The sequence below is a fragment of the Pseudomonas sp. ATCC 13867 genome (assembly GCF_000349845.1).
Taxonomy (GTDB): Bacteria; Pseudomonadota; Gammaproteobacteria; order Pseudomonadales; family Pseudomonadaceae; genus Pseudomonas.
Genome location: NC_020829.1, coordinates 3,939,798 through 3,956,756, shown reverse-complemented (window position 1 = coordinate 3,956,756; position 16,959 = coordinate 3,939,798). Strand labels below are relative to the sequence as shown.

The 16,959-nt window shown below is 65.9% G+C and carries 18 protein-coding genes; 7 read left to right on the top strand and 11 right to left on the bottom strand.

What is annotated here, in order from left to right:
- The first annotated feature begins 195 nt into the window (after nt 1-195).
- Nucleotides 196-621 (top strand): YkvA family protein, encoded by a 426-nt coding sequence (locus H681_RS17595; RefSeq protein WP_015478229.1) that lies wholly within the window; start codon nt 196-198, stop codon nt 619-621.
- Here H681_RS17595 and H681_RS17590 read toward each other — a convergent pair.
- A complete protein-coding gene (locus H681_RS17590) occupies nt 609-1,367 on the bottom strand; it encodes a substrate-binding periplasmic protein (RefSeq protein ID WP_041712122.1) in 759 nt (252 codons plus the stop codon). The genes H681_RS17595 and H681_RS17590 overlap by 13 nt on opposite strands.
- A gap of 87 nt (nt 1,368-1,454) precedes the next feature.
- On the opposite strand from H681_RS17590, the gene H681_RS17585 reads away from it, so the two are divergent.
- From H681_RS17585 to H681_RS17575, 3 genes are read left to right on the top strand one after another with little or no spacing between them, the layout of a single operon-like run.
- A complete protein-coding gene (locus H681_RS17585) occupies nt 1,455-1,772 on the top strand; it encodes a helix-turn-helix domain-containing protein (RefSeq protein ID WP_015478227.1) in 318 nt (105 codons plus the stop codon).
- The gene (locus H681_RS17580) at nt 1,769-2,134 is read left to right on the top strand and encodes a hypothetical protein (RefSeq protein WP_015478226.1); all 366 of its coding nucleotides are present in this window, start codon (nt 1,769-1,771) and stop codon (nt 2,132-2,134) included. Before H681_RS17585 ends, H681_RS17580 begins: the two co-directional genes overlap by 4 nt.
- 7 nt (nt 2,135-2,141) lie before the next feature.
- Nucleotides 2,142-2,621, top strand: a complete 480-nt coding sequence (locus H681_RS17575) for a tetratricopeptide repeat protein (protein ID WP_041712670.1) — start codon at nt 2,142-2,144, stop codon at nt 2,619-2,621.
- Nucleotides 2,622-2,623: 2 nt separating this feature from the next.
- Here H681_RS17575 and H681_RS17570 read toward each other — a convergent pair whose 3' ends face one another.
- Together H681_RS17570 and H681_RS17565 are read right to left on the bottom strand one after the other, a co-directional pair.
- Nucleotides 2,624-4,372 carry a bifunctional diguanylate cyclase/phosphodiesterase gene (locus H681_RS17570; protein ID WP_015478224.1) on the bottom strand — a complete coding sequence of 583 codons (1,749 nt, stop codon included), beginning with the start codon at nt 4,370-4,372 and terminating at the stop codon, nt 2,624-2,626.
- 89 nt (nt 4,373-4,461) lie between these two features.
- The gene (locus H681_RS17565) at nt 4,462-6,540 is read right to left on the bottom strand and encodes a carboxy terminal-processing peptidase (RefSeq protein ID WP_015478223.1); all 2,079 of its coding nucleotides are present in this window, start codon (nt 6,538-6,540) and stop codon (nt 4,462-4,464) included.
- Nucleotides 6,541-6,678: 138 nt separating this feature from the next.
- Between H681_RS17565 and H681_RS17560 the strand changes: the two genes are divergently transcribed.
- Both H681_RS17560 and H681_RS17555 read left to right on the top strand, forming a co-directional pair.
- The gene (locus H681_RS17560; protein ID WP_015478222.1) at nt 6,679-7,641 is read left to right on the top strand and encodes an NAD(P)H-quinone oxidoreductase; all 963 of its coding nucleotides are present in this window, start codon (nt 6,679-6,681) and stop codon (nt 7,639-7,641) included.
- Nucleotides 7,642-7,669: 28 nt separating this feature from the next.
- Nucleotides 7,670-8,833, top strand: coding sequence for a site-2 protease family protein (locus H681_RS17555; protein ID WP_015478221.1), 1,164 nt, complete (start codon nt 7,670-7,672; stop codon nt 8,831-8,833).
- Between the two features lie 6 nt (nt 8,834-8,839).
- Here H681_RS17555 and H681_RS17550 read toward each other — a convergent pair whose 3' ends face one another.
- From H681_RS17550 to H681_RS17525, 6 genes are read right to left on the bottom strand one after another with little or no spacing between them, the layout of a single operon-like run.
- Nucleotides 8,840-9,493 (bottom strand): HAD family hydrolase, encoded by a 654-nt coding sequence (locus H681_RS17550; RefSeq protein WP_015478220.1) that lies wholly within the window; start codon nt 9,491-9,493, stop codon nt 8,840-8,842.
- On the bottom strand, nt 9,493-10,488 hold the full coding sequence (locus tag H681_RS17545; RefSeq protein ID WP_015478219.1) for an ABC transporter ATP-binding protein: 996 nt from the start codon (nt 10,486-10,488) through the stop codon (nt 9,493-9,495). The genes H681_RS17550 and H681_RS17545 overlap by 1 nt, the downstream gene beginning before the upstream one ends.
- Nucleotides 10,485-11,273, bottom strand: coding sequence for an ABC transporter permease (locus H681_RS17540; protein ID WP_041712120.1), 789 nt, complete (start codon nt 11,271-11,273; stop codon nt 10,485-10,487). The genes H681_RS17545 and H681_RS17540 overlap by 4 nt, the downstream gene beginning before the upstream one ends.
- A complete protein-coding gene (locus tag H681_RS17535; RefSeq protein WP_015478217.1) occupies nt 11,257-12,099 on the bottom strand; it encodes an ABC transporter permease in 843 nt (280 codons plus the stop codon). The genes H681_RS17540 and H681_RS17535 overlap by 17 nt, the downstream gene beginning before the upstream one ends.
- Nucleotides 12,096-12,905: an alkaline phosphatase family protein gene (locus tag H681_RS17530; protein WP_015478216.1), complete on the bottom strand. Its 810-nt coding sequence runs from the start codon at nt 12,903-12,905 to the stop codon at nt 12,096-12,098. Before H681_RS17530 ends, H681_RS17535 begins: the two co-directional genes overlap by 4 nt.
- Before the next feature lie 56 nt (nt 12,906-12,961).
- Nucleotides 12,962-14,020, bottom strand: a complete 1,059-nt coding sequence (locus tag H681_RS17525) for an ABC transporter substrate-binding protein (protein WP_015478215.1) — start codon at nt 14,018-14,020, stop codon at nt 12,962-12,964.
- Between the two features lie 358 nt (nt 14,021-14,378).
- On the opposite strand from H681_RS17525, the gene H681_RS17520 reads away from it, so the two are divergent.
- Nucleotides 14,379-15,095, top strand: coding sequence for a UTRA domain-containing protein (locus H681_RS17520; protein WP_015478214.1), 717 nt, complete (start codon nt 14,379-14,381; stop codon nt 15,093-15,095).
- A 102-nt stretch (nt 15,096-15,197) separates the two neighbouring features.
- Here H681_RS17520 and H681_RS17515 read toward each other — a convergent pair whose 3' ends face one another.
- Together H681_RS17515 and H681_RS17510 are read right to left on the bottom strand one after the other, a co-directional pair.
- The gene (locus H681_RS17515; protein ID WP_015478213.1) at nt 15,198-15,599 is read right to left on the bottom strand and encodes a GFA family protein; all 402 of its coding nucleotides are present in this window, start codon (nt 15,597-15,599) and stop codon (nt 15,198-15,200) included.
- A gap of 48 nt (nt 15,600-15,647) precedes the next feature.
- Entirely contained in the window at nt 15,648-16,937 is a 1,290-nt protein-coding gene (locus H681_RS17510) for a M18 family aminopeptidase (RefSeq protein ID WP_015478212.1), read from the bottom strand.
- Nucleotides 16,938-16,959 lie beyond the last annotated feature (22 nt).

The window sequence follows — 16,959 nt, the reverse complement described above, 5'->3', positions numbered from 1 at the left end:
GGCGCCCATCGAATAGCCGCAACTGCATGATTTTTAACGCATTTGTCAGGCTGGATAAAAAATCGCCTATCTGTCTGGAGCCCTGATGGCTCGGGCGTTTGGGCGATATTGAAGCTTTCTTTCAACAGACTTATCCACAGTAAAGGTGGATAACCTGAAGCATTCTTGTCTGGGCATTCCTACCGAGGTGACGTGATGAAAAAGCCTCCAGGATTCGATCGCTACCTGAACCTCGCCGGACGTTTTCTGGCCCGTGGTCGGATTCCGGCGCTGCTGTTCGCGGTGGCGCGCAAGAGCGGTCGGCTGAAGCTGGCCCGTAATGACCTGAAGCTGCTCCAGGAACTGTTGGTGGCCTGGGTGCGCGGCGACTATCGCGGCATCAGTTCCCAGGCCCTGGTGTCCGTGGTGGCGGCGCTGCTGTACTTCCTGGCGCCGGTGGACCTGGTGCCGGATTGGCTGCTGGGCGTGGGGTTCCTCGATGACCTGGCCGTGCTGGCCTGGGTCGTGCGCCGTTGGCAGTCCGAGCTGGATGCCTTCAAGGTGTGGCGTGACGGCCAGGGTGGCGAAACTCGCGAGGCGCTCAAGCAGTTGCCGGCGCCGGAGCAGGTTCAGCGCCTCTGACGCAGCAGTTGCCCCTGACGAGCGAGCATGCGCTGGATGGAGCCGTCGTCCACCAGCTTCTGCAGCGCTGCGTCGAAGCGTTCGACGGGGACCGGCAGCGTCGGGCCGTAGGAGCAGTGGATCGAGTAACGCTGCAAGGCGCCGGGATTGATCCGGATGGCCAGGTCGGGATGTTCCTCCAGCAGGAATTGCAGCGGCCGGCGCATGTCCACGATGGCATCCAGGCGCTTGTGTTCGAGCATGCGCAGGCGGGTTTCGAGGTTGCGCACGTCGTTGCGGTGGATCGCGCGGCTGGCGAACGCCTCCATCAGAGCGGGCGGGTAGACGTAGCCGAGACTGGTGCCGAGCGTATGCCCGTGAAGGGCATCTAGCGTGTCGAATGACGGCGCATCGCCGCGTTGCGCCAGTACGTCTTCTTCCTCGAACAGGCTGGGCGACCAGCGCAGTTTCTCCGGGGCGCTCATCCACTGCGGGTTGTTGATGCACAGCAGTTGGATGTTGCCCTGTTGCAGCGACGTTTCTACGCGCTTGTCGGGCGTTTCGATGAAGCGAACCTCGAGCTTCAGGAGCTGTCCGACCCTTTCGCCCAGATCGCGGACGAAGCCATGCGCCAATTCGTGGTCAATACTTTCCACGTAGGGCATTCCGTTGCTTGGCGAATAGCCCCAACGCAGTTCTTCGGCACCGCAGAGGACGCTCGTCAGGCAGAGGCAGATCGGGAGAAGGCGCTGCAAGTCGGTCCTCATGTTCGGCGGGAGGTGACGGCGGCAGCAGTATAGCCGGCACAGGTGCCCGTCAGGCTGTTAAGATGGCGGCCTGCAAGGAGTGTTGTCATGAACGTGCAAGTCATCATGCGTGACGGCGAGGCGGAATACGCCGTTGTCCCCTGGGCCGAGTACCAGGCACTGCTGGCCGCCGCCGGCCGCGGCGCCGCACAGGTGGTCCAGCCCGCCGCAGCACCCGTATCCGATGAAGCTCCGAACTGGAAATCCCTGCGCGAGGCGCGCGGCTTTTCCATCGAGATGCTGGCGCGTGCGGTCGGCATCAGCCCGTCGTATCTCGCCCTCATCGAAAACGGCGAGCGCGAGGCCAGCGACGCCATTCAGCACGGTCTGCGCCGTGCCCTGGGCAGTGGGGAGTCCGGGTCTTGAGCGTACAGATCAGTCGTAAACACTGGGAAGGCCTGCTCGGCGAGCTGGAAGATGCCCGCCGCCAGCGCCATCTGCTGACCTACCGGGCGTTGATCGAGCGTCTGCAGTTGCCGACGCCGGCGATGACCATCCTGACCGCCGCCCTCGAACATCTCGCCGCACTGGATGCCCGTGCGGGGCGACCGCTACGCAGTTCACTGGTGATCAGCCAGGGGGCGAGCCGCCTGCCGCGCACCGGTTTCTTCGAATGCGTGGAGCGTCTGGGGCGCTTCTCCGGCGCGCCGGACGGCCCGGCCGCGGCGGGGTGGCATGCGGCGGAAGTGGTGCGGGTGTTCGAGTTCGAGTATCCCGAGGAGCTCTGAAATGGCGATGCCCCGTGAGCTGTTCTGGCGCCTGCGCGCGCGCCTGACCTATGCCGTGGCGCGGCGCCTGATGGGCTGGCCCTGGCTGGTGCGCCAGCCGCGCGCCTGGCAGTGGATGCAGGGGCAGTTCTCGCGCATGGCCAACCTGGGCGATGTCGCTGCGCAGAGTTTCTACGGCCACCTGCTGCTGTTCCGTGGCCAGGGACTGGGCGCACGCGAGGAAGGATTGCGTCTGCTGCGTCTGGCCGCCACCGGTGGCGATGCCAAGGCGGCGTATCAGATTGGCGTGCAGTCGCTCAAGGGCGATACCCGCCATGCCGCCGATGCGCAGGAAGCCGCACGTTATTGGGGGCAGGCCGCCGAGGCCGGCCACCCGCTGGCGGCGCGCAAGCTGGTGGAGCTGTATCGCAGTGGCGGCCCCGGCCTGCCGCCCGATGAGAGCCAGGCCGCGCGCTACGAAACGCGCGCCCGACAACTCGGGCTCTGAGCTCAGGCGACGGTGAGGATGTGCAGGCTGTAGCCGGGCATGGCCTTGGCGTGCCGCTTGGCCTCCGAGGCCAGTCCCGCCAGTTGGCTGGCATCCAGGCGCGTGCAGGCATCGGCCTTGAGATGCACCACGCCGATCGACAGTGACAACAGCGGAAACTCCTCGCGCTGTCCCTGGCGGTTGTACGAGACGAAGCATCCCGCTTCGAGGTGTTCGCGGCTGTAGAAGCGCCGGCACTGTCCCTGGAAGTCTTCCAGCAGGTGATTGAGGCGTTCGCGCCAGTCCCGGATGCCCAGTACCAGCATGAAGTCATCGCCGCCGATATGGCCGACGAAGTCCTGCGCCGGGTCTACCCGTTCGCCCAGGCATTGCGCCAGGCACAGCAGCACCTCGTCGCCGCGTGCGTAGCCGTAGAGGTCGTTGAAAGGCTTGAAGCTGTCGATGTCCACGTAGCACACCACGGCTTCCCGGCCCTGTTGCAGCAGCCGGCTCAGGCACTGCTGGATGGGCACGTTGCCGGGCAGCAGAGTCAGCGGGTTGGCGTGGCGGGCCTGGCGGATCTTCTGCTCGGTGATCAGCTTGAGCACGTCGATCACCCGGCCCAGGCCGAGATAGCGGCCGTTGAGGGTGATGATGAAGTCTTCCTCGATGCGCTGCCGCGCTCGGCTGGTGAGCAGGCGGCTGACCTGCTGCAGCGACTGGCTGCGTTCCACCGCGAGGAAGTCGTGGCTCATCAGCCGGCTGATCGGCTTGAGCGCATACAGTTCGGGTGCGAACGGCTTGAGCAGGGCATCGGACAACGCATGCCGATGGACGATGCCCACCGGCTGTCCGTGCGGGTCGAGTACCGCCAGGGAGTTCAGGTTGGCCTGGGCGCGGAAGGCTTCGAGCACGTCGCTGATCGGGGTGTCGTCGCGCACCGCCGGCTGTTCCAGCAGCAGCGGCTGCAGGCTGGATTGTTCGTCGGCGAACAGGGCCCCGCTGGTGTCCACCTCCGGTAGCAGGTTGCGTGCATCGCGCGGCGGCTGTTCGCCGGGGCGGCCGAACAGGTAACCCTGCACCAGGTCGATGCCCATTTCCGAGAGCACCGCGAGCTCTTCCGCCAGCTCGATGCCTTCGGCGATGACCTGGGCGCGCGAGGCGTGGGCCATCTTCAGGATGGAGCCGACGAATTCGCGCTTCACCGCGTCCAGGTGAATGCCTTCGATGAAGTGGCGGTCGATCTTCACGTAGTCAGGGCGCAGTTCCGACCACAGGCGCAGGCTCGAATAGCCCGCGCCAAGGTCGTCCAGGGCGATGGAGAAGCCCATCGCCCTGTAGTGGTGCAGCGCGGTGTCGAGCAGGCTGAAGTCCTCGATGGGGGTCTGCTCGGTGAGTTCGATCACCACGTCGTTGGGCGAGATGCCGAAGGTCTGCAGTAACTGCAGGGTGCGGCCGGGCTGATGGGTGGGTTCCAGCAGCGATTCGGGAGAGACGTTGAGAAACAGCTTGCCGTCGAGGTTCAGGTCACGGAAGCGTGCGCAGGCCTGGCGTCGGCAGAGCAGCTCCAGCTGGCTCAGGCGGCCACTGCTGCGGGCGATGCTGAACAGCGGCAGCGGCGAGTGCAGGGGGCCGTTGGACGGGCCGCGGGTGAGGGCTTCGTAGCCGACCAGGCGCCGTTCGGAGAGCGACAGGATGGGCTGGAACAGGCAGTGCAGGTCGCCGTGAGCGAGGATCTGGTCCAGCGCGCTCAACTGCTCGGTGACGGTCATGACGGTTCTCGGTGAATGGAAATGCAAAGGGCCGGTTTCCCGGCCCTGTGCATTTCACGACAGCGTCATGACTGTTTGATTACATCCGATCAGTGTTTGGCGACCTGCGAATCCAGGTTCAGGTAGTCGATCAGGATGTGCCCGGACTCGGTCAGGTAGGCGTCGTCCTGCGGCTTGGTCTTGTCTTCCTCCGGCAGGGCGTTCTCGTCTTCCTTCTTCAGCTCCTTGAGCGGCTCCTGGCCCTTGGATTTGCGCAGGGCGTTCTCCATCGCCAGTTGGCGGTTCTCGATGCTGCTCTGCTGGGCGCGACGCTTGGCTTCGTTGAGGCTGACGGTTTTCTCTTTCATCAGCTCCTGGGCCAGCGCCAGGCGCTCGCGGGCGTAGACGAAGTCGGCGTTGTTCTCGGTGCGCGCGTCGTGACGGCTGCGCAGCTGGTCGAGGAACGGCTTGAACGGGTCGGCCTGGGCCCTGAGCACCGGCTTGATGGTGTCCCAGGGCATGGAGTCGGGCAGGGCGCTCTCGCCGATTTCCTTGTCGTCGACGATGGACGGGTAGCTGATGTCCGGGATCACGCCCTGGTGCTGGGTGCTCTGGCCGGAGACGCGGTAGAACTTGGCCAGGGTCAGCTTCAGCTCGCCGTGGTTCAGCGGCTGGATGGTCTGCACGGTGCCCTTGCCGAAGGTCTGGCCGCCGACGATCAGCGCGCGGTGGTAGTCCTGCATGGCGCCAGCGAAGATTTCCGAGGCCGAGGCGGACAGGCGGTTGACCAGCACGGTCATCGGGCCGGTGTAGAAGGCCTTGCCCTCGTCGTCGTTGAGCACGTCGACGCGGCCATCGCTGTTGCGCACCAGCACGGTCGGGCCCTGGTCGATGAACAGGCCGGTCAGCTCGGTGGCTTCCTGCAGGGAGCCGCCGCCGTTGTTGCGCAGGTCGATGACGATGCCGTCGACCTTGTCCTTCTGCAGCTCGGCTATGAGCTTCTTCACGTCGCGGGTGGTGGACTTGTAGTCCGGATCGCCGGCGCGGTAGGCCTTGAAGTCGAGGTAGAAGGCGGGCACGTCGATGATGCCCAGCTTGTAGTTCTTGCCTTCGTGGTCGATGGTGATTTCCGACTTCTTCGCCGCCTGGTCTTCCAGCTTCACCGCCTCGCGGGTGATGGTGACGATCTTGCTGGTCTGGTCATTCGGCGCGTTGCTCGCCGGGATCACTTCCAGGCGCACCTGCGAGCCTTTCGGGCCGCGGATCAGCTTGACCACTTCGTCCAGGCGCCAGCCGACCACGTCGACCATTTCGCCCTTGCCCTGGGCGACGCCGACGATCTTGTCGGAGGTGGCGATCTGCTTGCTCTTCTCGGCGGGGCCGGCCGGTACCAGGCGCACGACCTTCACGTAGTCGTTGTCGCTCTGCAGTACGGCGCCGATGCCTTCCAGCGAGAGGCTCATGTTGATGTCGAAGTTTTCCGCGCTGTCCGGCGACAGGTACTGGGTGTGCGGATCGTAGGTCTGGGCGAAGGCGTTGATGTAGGCCTGGAAGATGTCTTCGCTGCGGGTCTGCTCCAGGCGCATCAGCTGGTTCTTGTAGCGCTTGGTCAGTTGTTCCTGGATGGCCTTGTTGTCCTTGCCGGCGATCTTCAGGCGTAGGACTTCGTCCTTGACCTTCTTGCGCCACAGGTCGTCGAGCGCGGCGCTGTCCTTCGCCCAGGGCGATTTTTCGCGGTCGATTTCCAGCGACTCGTCGGCCTTGAAGTCCATCCTGTCGACGCCCTTGTTCAGGGTGGCCAGGGCGAAGTCCAGGCGCTCCTTCAGACGGTCGAGGTGACGCTTGTAGATGGTGAAGCCGGGCTCCAGTTCGCCGCTCTTGAGGAAGTCGTCGAACTGGGTACGCCAGGGTGCGAACTGGTCGATGTCGCCGGCGGTGAAGTACATGCGCGCCGGATCGAGGGTCTTGAGGTAGCTGTCGTAGATCTTCGCCGAGCGGTCGTCGTTCAGCGGCGGTTTGTTGTAGTGGTGGCGCTTGAGCAGCTCAACGATGTTGAGGCTGGCGATCACCTGGTCCCGGTCCGGCTGCAGGCCATCCCAGACGTTCGGGCTGCTGGTGGCCGCGAACGAGGACAGGGCGGTTGCGCCGAGGATGAACAACAGGGCGGTACGGGGCAAAAATCGCTTCATGCTGATTCGACTGAGTGCGGAGTTATGACGCATATTAGGCCGTAATTGGCGGCGCCGGGTTCAATCGCAGGTGAATTCGGCGCGAAGAAAGGGCCCGACCTTACGGATCGGGCCCTGCGAAGTCACTATGGAGGCAGCGTGAACGCATTGCAAGGTATCGAAGGGCGGGTGGAATGGGGGGAGCGTCCCTCTCCGGCCTGCGCACAGGGGCAGATCCGCATCCAGGTCGCCGCCGCCGGGATCAACCGTGCCGACCTGCTGCAGGTGGCCGGCCTTTACCCGCCGCCGCCCGGGGCCAGCGATGTCATTGGCCTGGAGTGCTCCGGGGTGGTCGCCGAGGCGGGAGCCGGCAGTACCTGGCAGGTCGGCGATCGCGTCTGCGCATTGCTGGCCGGCGGCGGCCTGGCCGAGGAAGTGGTGGTGGACGAGCGCCATGCCCTGCCGGTGCCGGCGGGCCTGTCCCTGGCGGAAGCCGCCGGGTTGCCCGAGGTCTACGCCACCGCCTGGCTGAATCTGTTCATGCTGGGCGCATTGCAGCCGGGCGAGAAGGTCCTGCTGCACGCGGGCGCCAGCGGCGTCGGCTCGGCCGGCATCCAGCTGTGCAGGGCCTTCGGTAGCCCGTGCTGGGTCAGCGTCGGCAGCGCCGAGCGCCTGGCCTACTGCGAGGGCCTGGGCGCCGAGGGTGGCGCACTGCGTGGCGAAAGCCTCGAATCTCTTCGGGATTTCGCGCCGTTCGATGTGATCCTCGATCCGGTGGGGGCCAACTACGCCAAGCTGGATCTGGAAATCCTCGGCCGTGACGGTCGATGGGTGGTCATCGGCCTGATGGGCGGTCGCAAGGCCGAGCTGGATCTGGCCCTGCTGCTGGGCAAGCGCATCCAGTTGATCGGCTCGACCCTGCGTTCGCGCGATGCCGACTTCAAGGCGCAACTGATCGCCGAACTGGGGCAGAAGGTCTGGCCGCTGTTCGAGTCGGGCAAGCTGAGCCCGCAGTTGGAGCGGACCTTCCCGATCGAGCAGGCGCAGGATGCGTTCGATGCGCTGGCCAGTAATCAGGTGCAGGGCAAGGTGGTGGTGGTGATCGATCCGAGCCTGGGCTGACCAGGCGCCGGACGCAGGGAGTGCGAACATGGCGGACACACGGGATATAGCCGCTGGCGGCGAAGCGGTGAATGACTTCTGGAGCCTGCCGGGTTGGCTCAACGGCCTGCTGTGGCTGCTCCAGTTCACCTTGAGCGCCGCGGCGGGCGCGCTGGGTGTGGTGCTGTGCCTGTTGTGGCTGCCCGAGGGCGTGATCTGGGACCTGTCGGGCATCGTCGCCGGCTTCGTCATCGTCTACCTGGCCATCGTCGTCCATGAGCTGGGTCATTTGCTGGCGGCCCGCTGGAGCGGGATGACCGTCCTGCGCATGCGTGTCGGCCGCCTGGATGTCCGGGTGTTGCGCAACGGCTGGAAACTGGGCTGGCCACCGCGCACGCAAAAGCGCCTGCAGGGGTTCGTCATGGCCTTCGCCGACTCGCGGGGCCCCTGGCGGCGGCAGCATCTGTGCTTCGTCGCTGGCGGTCCGCTGGCGAACCTGACCCTTGCGCTCCTGTCTGGCGGCCTGGGGGCGTGGCTGGCGCCCGGTGCCGCCCACGGGGTGCTGCTGGCATTCGCCGCTTCCAACGCCTGCCTGGGCGTCGCCAATCTGCTGCCGGTGGAGCGCAAGCCGCTGGTCAGCGACGGGCTCTGGCTGCTGCGCTGGTGGCGCGGTCTGGATGTTGCCCATCCCAAGCTGGCCTTTGCCCGGCTGATGGGAGCGGCCTGCGCGGGGCTGTGCGCCGACCAGGCGGATCCGCAGGACCTGCGCCTGCTGGAGTCTCAGGGGCTGCCCATGTCGCTGCTGGCGCTGTATATCCGCCTCAGAGCGCTGCTGGTGCAGGGGCGCTGGGAGGAAGCGGCTGCGCTGGACGCCGCGCTCCAGGCGCAACGTACGGTGCTGCCCGAGGCGCTGCTGCGTCCGCTGTACGATCTGTTGCGACTGATGGATACCGAGCTGGCATTCTCCCGGGCGATGGCCAGCAAGAGTGCCGTTGGCCTGTTCGACGAACTGCTGCCGAGCCGGCTGCAATGCGAATACGCCAGTATCTGGGCGCGCTGCCTGGCCCTGCGTGCGGCGCTGGCCGGCGACGACGGGGCGTTTCGCCGTCAGTTGGAGCGGGGACTCGAGCATGCCGCGCAGTCCCCCGATCTTTCCCTGGAGAAGGAAGAGGCGCGGATCCAGCAGGGCATGCTCCGGTTCCTGAGCGGCTGAGCCGGCTCAGTTCCAGGCGAGACTGTCCCAGCCCATCTTCTGCGCATGCTCCAGCAGCACCGGGTCGGCATTCACCACATGCGGGTGGCCGACCAGCTTGAGCAGCGGCAGGTCATTGCGTGAGTCGGAGTAGAAGTGCGCGCCGGCCAGTTGACTGTCGTCGCCCTGCAACAGGTCGAGCAGGCGCAGCACCTTGCCTTCGCGGTAGGTGAGGGTGCCGACGGTGCGGCCGGTGTAGTGGCCGTCGATCACTTCCAGGTCGATGGCCAGCACTTCGCCAATGCCGATGCGTTCGGCGATGGGCTGCACCAGGTGCACGCCCGAGGCGGAGATCACCAGCGGCCGGTCGCCGGCCTCGCGGTGGCGGGCGAGGGTGGTGCAGGCGTCGCTGTGGATCAGCGGCTCGATCACGTCCTCGACGAAGGTTTCCACTTCCCGCTCGATTTCCTCGACGCTGCGCCCGGCCATCGGCTCCAGGGCGAAGGCCATGTAGTCCTCCATTGGCAGCTTGCCCTGCGCGTACAGCGCCATCAGCTCGGCGTCGCGCTTGAGGAACGACTCCGCGTCAACCCAGCCCAGATCAGCCATGCGCTGGCTCCACAGGCTCGCGCAGTCGCCGTCGATCAGGGTGTCGTCGAGGTCGAAAATCACCAGGGCCATCAGGCCACCTCCCGAATGCTTTCAATATCGATTTGCAGGCCGAGCGCGGTGCCGGCCGGGTACAGGCGCTCGGCGCTGCGGTTGAGCACGTCGACGGTGAGTTCCACACCGGCGGCGTCGACCCGGTAGCGGATCACGTTGCCCAGCAGGCTGTGGGAGAGTACCCGAACCGGGATGCCTTCGCCCGGCTCCACGCTCAGGCGCAGGGACTCCGGACGGATCGCCACCTGCTGGCGGAACGGCCGCTCCAGCAGGCGGGTCGCCTGGGCGGCGTCGAGCAGGTTGTAGTTGCCGATGAAGCCGGCGGCAAAGGCGTTTTCCGGCGCGGTGTAGAGCGTTTCCGCGTCGCCGCTCTGGACGATGCGCCCGGCGTTCATCAGCACGATGCGGTCGGACAGCGTCAGCGCTTCCTCCTGGTCGTGAGTGACGAACACCGTGGTCAGTTTCAGCTCCTGCTGGATGCCCCGAATCTGCTCGCGCAGGTGCTTGCGGATGCGCGCGTCCAGCGCCGACAGCGGCTCATCGAGCAGCAGCAGGCGCGGGCGGGTGACCAGCGAGCGGGCCAGGGCGACGCGCTGGCACTGGCCGCCGGAGAGCTGGTGCGGGTAGCGCGAGTTCAGTGGGCCCAGTTCGACCATCTCCAGTACATCGCGCACCCGCTGGGCGGATTCCGCCGCCGGCACCTTCTGCATGCGCAGGCCGAAGGCGACGTTCTGCTCCACGGTCATGTTGGGGAACAGTGCATAACTCTGGAACACCATCGCAATGCCGCGCTTCTGCGGACTCCTGGGCACGATGTCCTCGCCGTCGAGAAAAATGCGCCCGCTGTCCACCGGGGTCAGGCCGGCGATGCAGCGCAGCAGGGTGGATTTGCCGCAGCCGCTGGGGCCGAGCAGGGTGACGAACTCGCCGCGTTCGGCGGCGAAGTCGATGTCCTGGAATATCGTGGTGCTGCCGTAGCTCTTGTTCAGTGTCTCGACGCTGAGGAAGCTCATGTCTTGTCCTTGCTTAAACGGTTTGCCGCCCAGGTGAGCAGCAGGACGAAGAGGAAGTAGGAAACCACCACCGCGCTGGTGTAGTGGCCGCTGCTGTTGCGCATGTTGTTGAGGAACACTTGCAGCGTCTCGTAGCGGGTGCCCACCAGCAGGTTGGCGAAGACGAACTCGCCGATGAGGAAGCTGAAGGACAGGAACAACGCCACCATCAGGCCCTTGCGCAGGTTCGGCAGCACCACCAGCAGGGCGGCCTGCCAGGTGCTGGCGCCGAGCAGGTGGGCGGCGTCCATCAGGTCGTGCAGGTTGATCGCCTGCAGGTTGTTGCTGATCGCCCGGTACATGAACGGCAGGGCGATGGTGAAGTAGCAGCCGATCAGCACCCAGGGCGTGCCGATCAGCGGCAGCGGGCCGGCCGCGTAGAGTTGCAGCAGGCCGACCGACGACACCACCGGCGGCACCGCGAAGGGCAGCAGGATCAGCACGTTCATCAGCGCGTCCAGGCGCGGGAAGTAGTAGTGCACGACGAACATCAGCGGCAGCACCAGCACCACGCTGAGCACCAGCGAGCCGAAGCACACCAGCAGCGACTGGCCGAAGGCGACGAGGAAGCGCGGGTCGCTCCACAGGGTCAGGAACCACTTCAGGGTCAGCCCGTCCGGCAGCACGCTGGCGCTCCACGAGGTGGCCAGCGAGTAGAGCAGGGTGGCGGCCAGCGGCACCAGCAGGATCAGGAACAGCGCATAGACCACCACTCGGTGGTACAGCGGACTAGCGTTTCTCGACATGGTAGCTCCGGCGCAGCAGCCACTGGTGGGCCAGGGTAATGATGCTCATCAGCCCGACCAGCACCATCGCCAGCGCACTGGCCATGTTCGGGTCGAGGAACACGTCGCCCGAGACCAGCCCGGCGATGCGGATCGGCACCACGTTGAAGTTGCCGGTGGTCAGCGAGTAGACCGTGGCGTAGGCGCCCAGCGCGTTGGCCAGCAGGATGACGAAGGTGCCCAGCAGCGCAGGCGTCAGCACCGGGATGCCGATGTGGCGCCAGAACGCCCACTGGCTGGCGCCCAGCAGCGCGGCGGACTCGCGCCAGTCTTCGCGCAGGGCGTCGAAGGCCGGGTAGAGCAGCATCACCCCCAGGGGAATCTGGAAGTAGGTGTAGAGGATGATCAGGCCGGTCTTCGAGTAGAGGTTGAAGTCCTCGATGATCCCCGCCTGTTTCAGCAGCAGCGTGATGGCACCGTTGAAGCCCAGGATGATGATGAAGGCGAAGGCCAGCGGCACACCGGCGAAGTTGCTGGTCATGTTGGCGAAGGCCATCACGAAGTCGCGCAGCTTGCTGTCCACCTGGCGCAGCGAGTAGCTGCCGAGTATGGCGATGGCCAGCCCGATCAGGCTCGACCAGACAGAAATCTCCAGGCTATAGCGGATCGCCTGCAGGTAGAACGGCGAGCCGAAGATTTCGCTGAAGTTGCCCAGGCCCCAGCCATCGCCGGTGCGCACGCTGTTGATCATCACCCACAGCAGTGGCGCGAGCTGGAAGGCGAAGAAGAACAGCGCGAAGGGCAGCAGGCAGAGCAGGGCGAAGAGTTTTCCGGTGTTCGATCTCATGCCTTGAGCAACTCCCGGCAGACCGGTTTGTCGTGGGCGGCGCCGAGGATTTCGCACAGCGTGCCGCAGAGTTCGATCTGGTGCGGGCGCGCCTGGTCATCGAGGCTGAACGCCTCGCCGAAGACGAACAGCGGCACTTCGCGCTCCTCGGGGAGGATGCCGCCGTGGCTGCGGTCGTCGTTCATGCCGTGGTCGGCGGTGACCATCACCTGGTAGCCGGCGGCCAGCCACTGGTGCAGGTATTCGGAGAGGATGATGTCGACGTGCCGCGCGCTGTTGCGGTACTGCGGCGTGCCCAGGCCGTGCTTGTGGCCGGCGTCGTCGATGTTCATCGGGTGCACCAGCAGGCAGTTCGGCGCGTGCCGGCGGCGCAGCGACTCGGCGTCGGTGAACAGGTGCGAGTCGGGGTAGTGGTCGGTCCAGTAGAAGTGGCCGTGCTGGATCGGCAGGGATTCGTCGTCGGTATGGCGGTCGCGCGCCGGGTCGAACGGCGTGCGGTTGTACAGCTCGCTGACCCAGTGATAGGCCGCCGCAGCGGTGCTCAGGCCGGCATCGCGGGCGTAGTGGAACAGGCTGCGCTGGTTCGACAGGCGCGACACATCGTTGTGCAGGATGCCGCTGTCGATGGGGCGTACGCCGGTGAGGATGCATTCATAGAGTGGGCGCGACAGCGAGGGCAGCTCGCATTCGAGCCGGTACAACTGGCCGCGGCCGGCGTTGCACAGGGCTTGCAGGTGGCCCATGCAGTCGTGGGCGACGCTGTAGTTGAGGCCGTCGAGGACGACCAGGATGACGTCGTGGCGCATGGGACGGGGCCTTTTCGGAACGCGAAACCGCCCCGGCGAACCGGGGCGGCCGGGCGTCACTGCATGTTGATGATGACGTTTTCCTGCCACATGCGCGGCAGACGCTTGGAGGTCTCTTCCCAGGCCTTGGGGTCCTTGATCGGCTGGGCCTTGGCGTACTGCTCGTTGGGCAGCAGCTTGGCCTGCACGTCGGCCGGCAGGGTCAGGTGCTCGGCGCGGATCGGACGGGCATTGCCCTTGGCCAGGTTGATCTGCCCGGCGTCGCTGAAGATGTACTCGCGGGCAAGCTTGGCGGCGTTCGGGTTCTTCGCGTACTTGTTGATGATGGTGGTGTAGCCGGAGATCACCGAACCATCGGAGGGGATCAGTACCTCGAAGCGCGCCGGGTCGATCTGGTCGCGGTAGCTCAGGCCGTTGAAGTCCCAGACGATGCCGACTTCCACTTCACCCTTCTCCAGGGTGTTGATCACCGGGTTGGTCAGCGACAGGCGGCCCTGCTTGGCAATCTGGGCGAAGAACTCCAGGCCCGGCTTGATGTTCTTCTCGTCGCCGCCGTTGGCGATGCTCGCCGCCAGCACGCCGTTGACCGCCTGGGCCGCGGCGCTGACGTCACCGATGGTGACCTTGTACTTGCCCTTGAGCAGGTCGGCCCAGCTGTGCGGCACGTCCTTGACCAACTGCTTGTTGACGATGAAGGCGATGGTGCCGGTGTAGGCCAGCGCCCAGTGGCCGTCCTTGTCCTTGGCCCAGTCCGGGACCTGCTCCCAGGTGCTGGGCTTGTAGGGTTGGCTGACGTCCATCTGCAGGGCGATGGGCCCGAAGGCGGCGCCGACGTCGCCGATGTCGGCGCTGGCGTTCTCGGCTTCGGCCTTGAACTTGGCCAGTTCCTGAGCCGAGCTCATGTCGGTGTCCATGTGCTTGAGACCGTACTTGCTTTCCAGGTCCTTCCAGGTGTCCTTCCAGTTCGCCCAGCTGTCGGGCATGCCCACGCTGTTCACCTGGCCTTCCTTGCGGGCGGCGGCTTCCAGCGATTGCAGATCGGCGTCGGCCGCCATGACGAGGCCACTGCCGATGGCGATGGCCGATCCCAGCAGTGAAGCAAGCAAGCGTTTCATTCGGTGCTCCTTCGATCGTGAGGGTGGGGTCCGTGTCCGGCATCCGCCGACGCGGGAAAACGATTGGTCTAGATCAGCAAGACCCAGGCCAATCTATGCGGCCTGGATGACAGTTTGATGTCCAGCCAGGCGCCGGCCCAGGCGGCGTGGCGCTCTGGCGGAGCACTCGGGGAAAGCGTAGACCATCGCCAAACCCGCGCTTTCATTGGGCTACGCTGCTTTGTGAGGCTGGCACGGGCGCTGCTTGAACGTAGGCTGTCACGGGACGGTCACGGGGTTTTTCTAGGATGAGGGCGCCCCGGGCAGGTAGCGAAATGCCCTGTTTCGGGGCTGGACTAGGCCAATAGAGGGAGTCGGCATGCGCGACACGGCGCTACCCACGGTGACGGCGATCTGCCGGGCACTGATCGAACAGATCGACAGCGGGCTGCTCGCCGCCGGCGGCAAGCTGCCGGCCGAGCGCAAGCTCAGCGAACTGTTCGATACCACGCGGATCACCTTGCGCGAGGCGCTGGGCCAACTGGAGGCCCAGGGGCTGATCTATCGCGAGGAACGCCGTGGTTGGTTCGTCTCGCCACCGCGCCTGCTCTACAACCCGTTGGTGCGCAGCCACTACCATGCGATGGTGGAAGGGCAGGGCCGGGTACCGGCCACCGAAGTGCTGTCGGCCCGGCAGATTCCCGCCAGCGCGGCGATCTGCGAGCTGCTGGAACTGCCGGCGCTGTCCAGCGTGTTCCAGATCCGCCGCCTGCGACGGGTGGACGGCCGGCTGGTGCTCTATGTCGAGCATTACCTCAACCCGGCATACTTCCCCGGCATTCTCGACAGCGATCTCACCTGCTCACTGACCGAGCTGTATGGCAGTCGCTACGACATTCGCTACGGGCGCGTGCGCTTCGACATGGTGCCCACCGCCCTGCACGGCGAGGCGGCCAGCGTGCTGCGCATCGCCGACGGCAGCCCGGCGCTGCGCATCACCCGTATCAACCGTGACCAGCACGGACGGATCATCGACTGCGACCTGGAGTTCTGGCGGCACGATGCGATCCACGTAAGCGTGGAAGTGCCGGACTAAGGCAGGACCTGTAGGAGCTTGCTCGCGAACGGATTTAGCCGGGAGCTTCGGTGTTGGGCGGTTCGCGAGCAAGCTCGCTCCTACGTAAGAGCAAATCCCGCTTCAGCGATCCGGATTCCACTCCGGGTAGGCCGGAATTCCCTCCTGCGCCAACCAGGGACGGTCGTGGGACACCCAGATATGCCGCGCCGGCCGCGTGCCCGGATCGTCGTCCAGGCTCGCCACGCGAACGATAACGTGGGGTTGTCCGTCGCGCTCGGCGATCAGTTGCGTCCCGCAGCGCGGACAGAACTTGCGCAACTTGCCCGGTGACGACTCATAGGCGGCGACCTTGTCCTCGCCGCGCGTCCAGTGGAAGTGCTCGCGCATCACCCCGGCGGTGGTGGCGAAGGCTGCCGAATGCGCTTTCTGGCAGGTATGGCAGTGGCAATGGCCGATCGGCATGTCCAGGCCATCGATCTGGTAGGCGATGTCGCCGCACAGGCAGCTTCCGTTGAAGGGCATGTTCGATCTCCTGAAAGAAAAACGCCCGACGGGTGCCGGGCGTTCGGGTCAGGGCAGGTCGGCGCTGTCGTAGAAGGCGCTGAGGACCTTGGCCAGGTAGTGCAGGTCCTGGCTGCCGGCCAGCTCGCGGATGGAGTGCATCGCGAAGGTCGGCAGGCCGATGTCCACGGTACGTACGCCGATCTGGCTGGCGGTGATCGGGCCGATGGTGGAGCCGCAGCCCATGTCGCTGCGGGTCACGAAGCTCTGCACCGGCACTTCGTTTTCCAGGCACAGGTGGCGGAAGAAACCGGCGGTTTCGCTGTTGGTGGCGTAGCGCTGGTTGCTGTTGATCTTGATCACCGGGCCGCCGTTGAGCTTCGGGCCGTGGTTGGCGTCGTGCTTGTCGGCATAGTTGGGATGCACGCCGTGGGCGTTGTCGGCGGAAACCAGCAGGGAGCGTTGCACGGTGCGGGTGAAGACGTCGCTCTCGGGCAGAACGCGGCGCAGTACCTGCTCGAGGAACGGGCCGTCGGCGCCACAGGCGGAGCAGGAGCCGACCTCTTCGTGATCGGTGCAGACCAGCACGCCACTCTGCTCGTCGTTGCTGGCCAGCAGGGCTTGCAGGCCTGCGTAGCAGGACAGCAGGTTGTCCAGGCGGGCGCCGGCGATGAAGGCCTGGTCCAGGCCGATCACGGCGGCGCGCTGGGTGTCGTAGAAGCTCAGCTCGTAGTCGAGGATGGCGTCGGCGGTGATGCCGTGCTCCAGTTGCAGTTGCTCGCCGAGCAGGTCGCGGAAGTCGCGGCCCTCGCCGGCGGAAACCTGGGCGAGGATCGGCGGCAGTTCGGTCTGCGCGTTGATCGCCCAGCCCATGTTGGCCTCGCGGTTGAGGTGGATGGCCAGGTTCGGGATCACGGCGATCGGCGCCTTGAAGTCGATCAGCTTGCTCTCGACCTTGCCGGCCAGGCGGAAGGTGACGCGGCCGGCCAGCGACAGGTCGCGGTCGAACCAGGGCGCGAACAGCGCGCCGCCGTACACCTCGACGCCCAGTTGCCAGTAGCCGTTGCGCACCAGCTCGGGGTTTGGCTTGACGCGTAGGCAAGGGCTGTCGGTGTGCGCGCCGACCAGGCGCAGGCCGCTCTCCAGCAAGGGGGCGGTGCCGAGCTTGAAGGCGATCAGCGAGGAGTCGTTGCGGGTGACGTAATAACGGCCACCGGGCTCGGTGCGCCAGGCGTCGCGCTCGTCCAGACGCTGGTAGCCGGCCTCGTCGAGGCGACGGGCGAGGGTCTGGGTGGCGTGGAAAGGCGTGGGGGAGGCCGCGAGGAAATCGATCAGGCCCTGGTTGAGTTCTGCACGCATGGGTAACTCCGGACAGCGAATG

Coding starts and splice junctions, on each gene's coding strand:
- H681_RS17550 (WP_015478220.1), bottom strand. CDS start 9,493: ATGGCCCTGGTGATTTTCGACCTCGACGACACCCTGATCGACGGCGAC.
- H681_RS17555 (WP_015478221.1), top strand. CDS start 7,670: ATGGCGGACACACGGGATATAGCCGCTGGCGGCGAAGCGGTGAATGAC.
- H681_RS17525 (WP_015478215.1), bottom strand. CDS start 14,020: ATGAAACGCTTGCTTGCTTCACTGCTGGGATCGGCCATCGCCATCGGC.
- H681_RS17585 (WP_015478227.1), top strand. CDS start 1,455: ATGAACGTGCAAGTCATCATGCGTGACGGCGAGGCGGAATACGCCGTT.
- H681_RS17565 (WP_015478223.1), bottom strand. CDS start 6,540: ATGAAGCGATTTTTGCCCCGTACCGCCCTGTTGTTCATCCTCGGCGCA.
- H681_RS17590 (WP_041712122.1), bottom strand. CDS start 1,367: ATGAGGACCGACTTGCAGCGCCTTCTCCCGATCTGCCTCTGCCTGACG.
- H681_RS17515 (WP_015478213.1), bottom strand. CDS start 15,599: ATGCCCTTCAACGGAAGCTGCCTGTGCGGCGACATCGCCTACCAGATC.
- H681_RS17520 (WP_015478214.1), top strand. CDS start 14,379: ATGCGCGACACGGCGCTACCCACGGTGACGGCGATCTGCCGGGCACTG.
- H681_RS17570 (WP_015478224.1), bottom strand. CDS start 4,372: ATGACCGTCACCGAGCAGTTGAGCGCGCTGGACCAGATCCTCGCTCAC.
- H681_RS17535 (WP_015478217.1), bottom strand. CDS start 12,099: ATGAGATCGAACACCGGAAAACTCTTCGCCCTGCTCTGCCTGCTGCCC.
- H681_RS17545 (WP_015478219.1), bottom strand. CDS start 10,488: ATGAGCTTCCTCAGCGTCGAGACACTGAACAAGAGCTACGGCAGCACC.
- H681_RS17540 (WP_041712120.1), bottom strand. CDS start 11,273: ATGTCGAGAAACGCTAGTCCGCTGTACCACCGAGTGGTGGTCTATGCG.
- H681_RS17530 (WP_015478216.1), bottom strand. CDS start 12,905: ATGCGCCACGACGTCATCCTGGTCGTCCTCGACGGCCTCAACTACAGC.
- H681_RS17510 (WP_015478212.1), bottom strand. CDS start 16,937: ATGCGTGCAGAACTCAACCAGGGCCTGATCGATTTCCTCGCGGCCTCC.
- H681_RS17575 (WP_041712670.1), top strand. CDS start 2,142: ATGCCCCGTGAGCTGTTCTGGCGCCTGCGCGCGCGCCTGACCTATGCC.
- H681_RS17595 (WP_015478229.1), top strand. CDS start 196: ATGAAAAAGCCTCCAGGATTCGATCGCTACCTGAACCTCGCCGGACGT.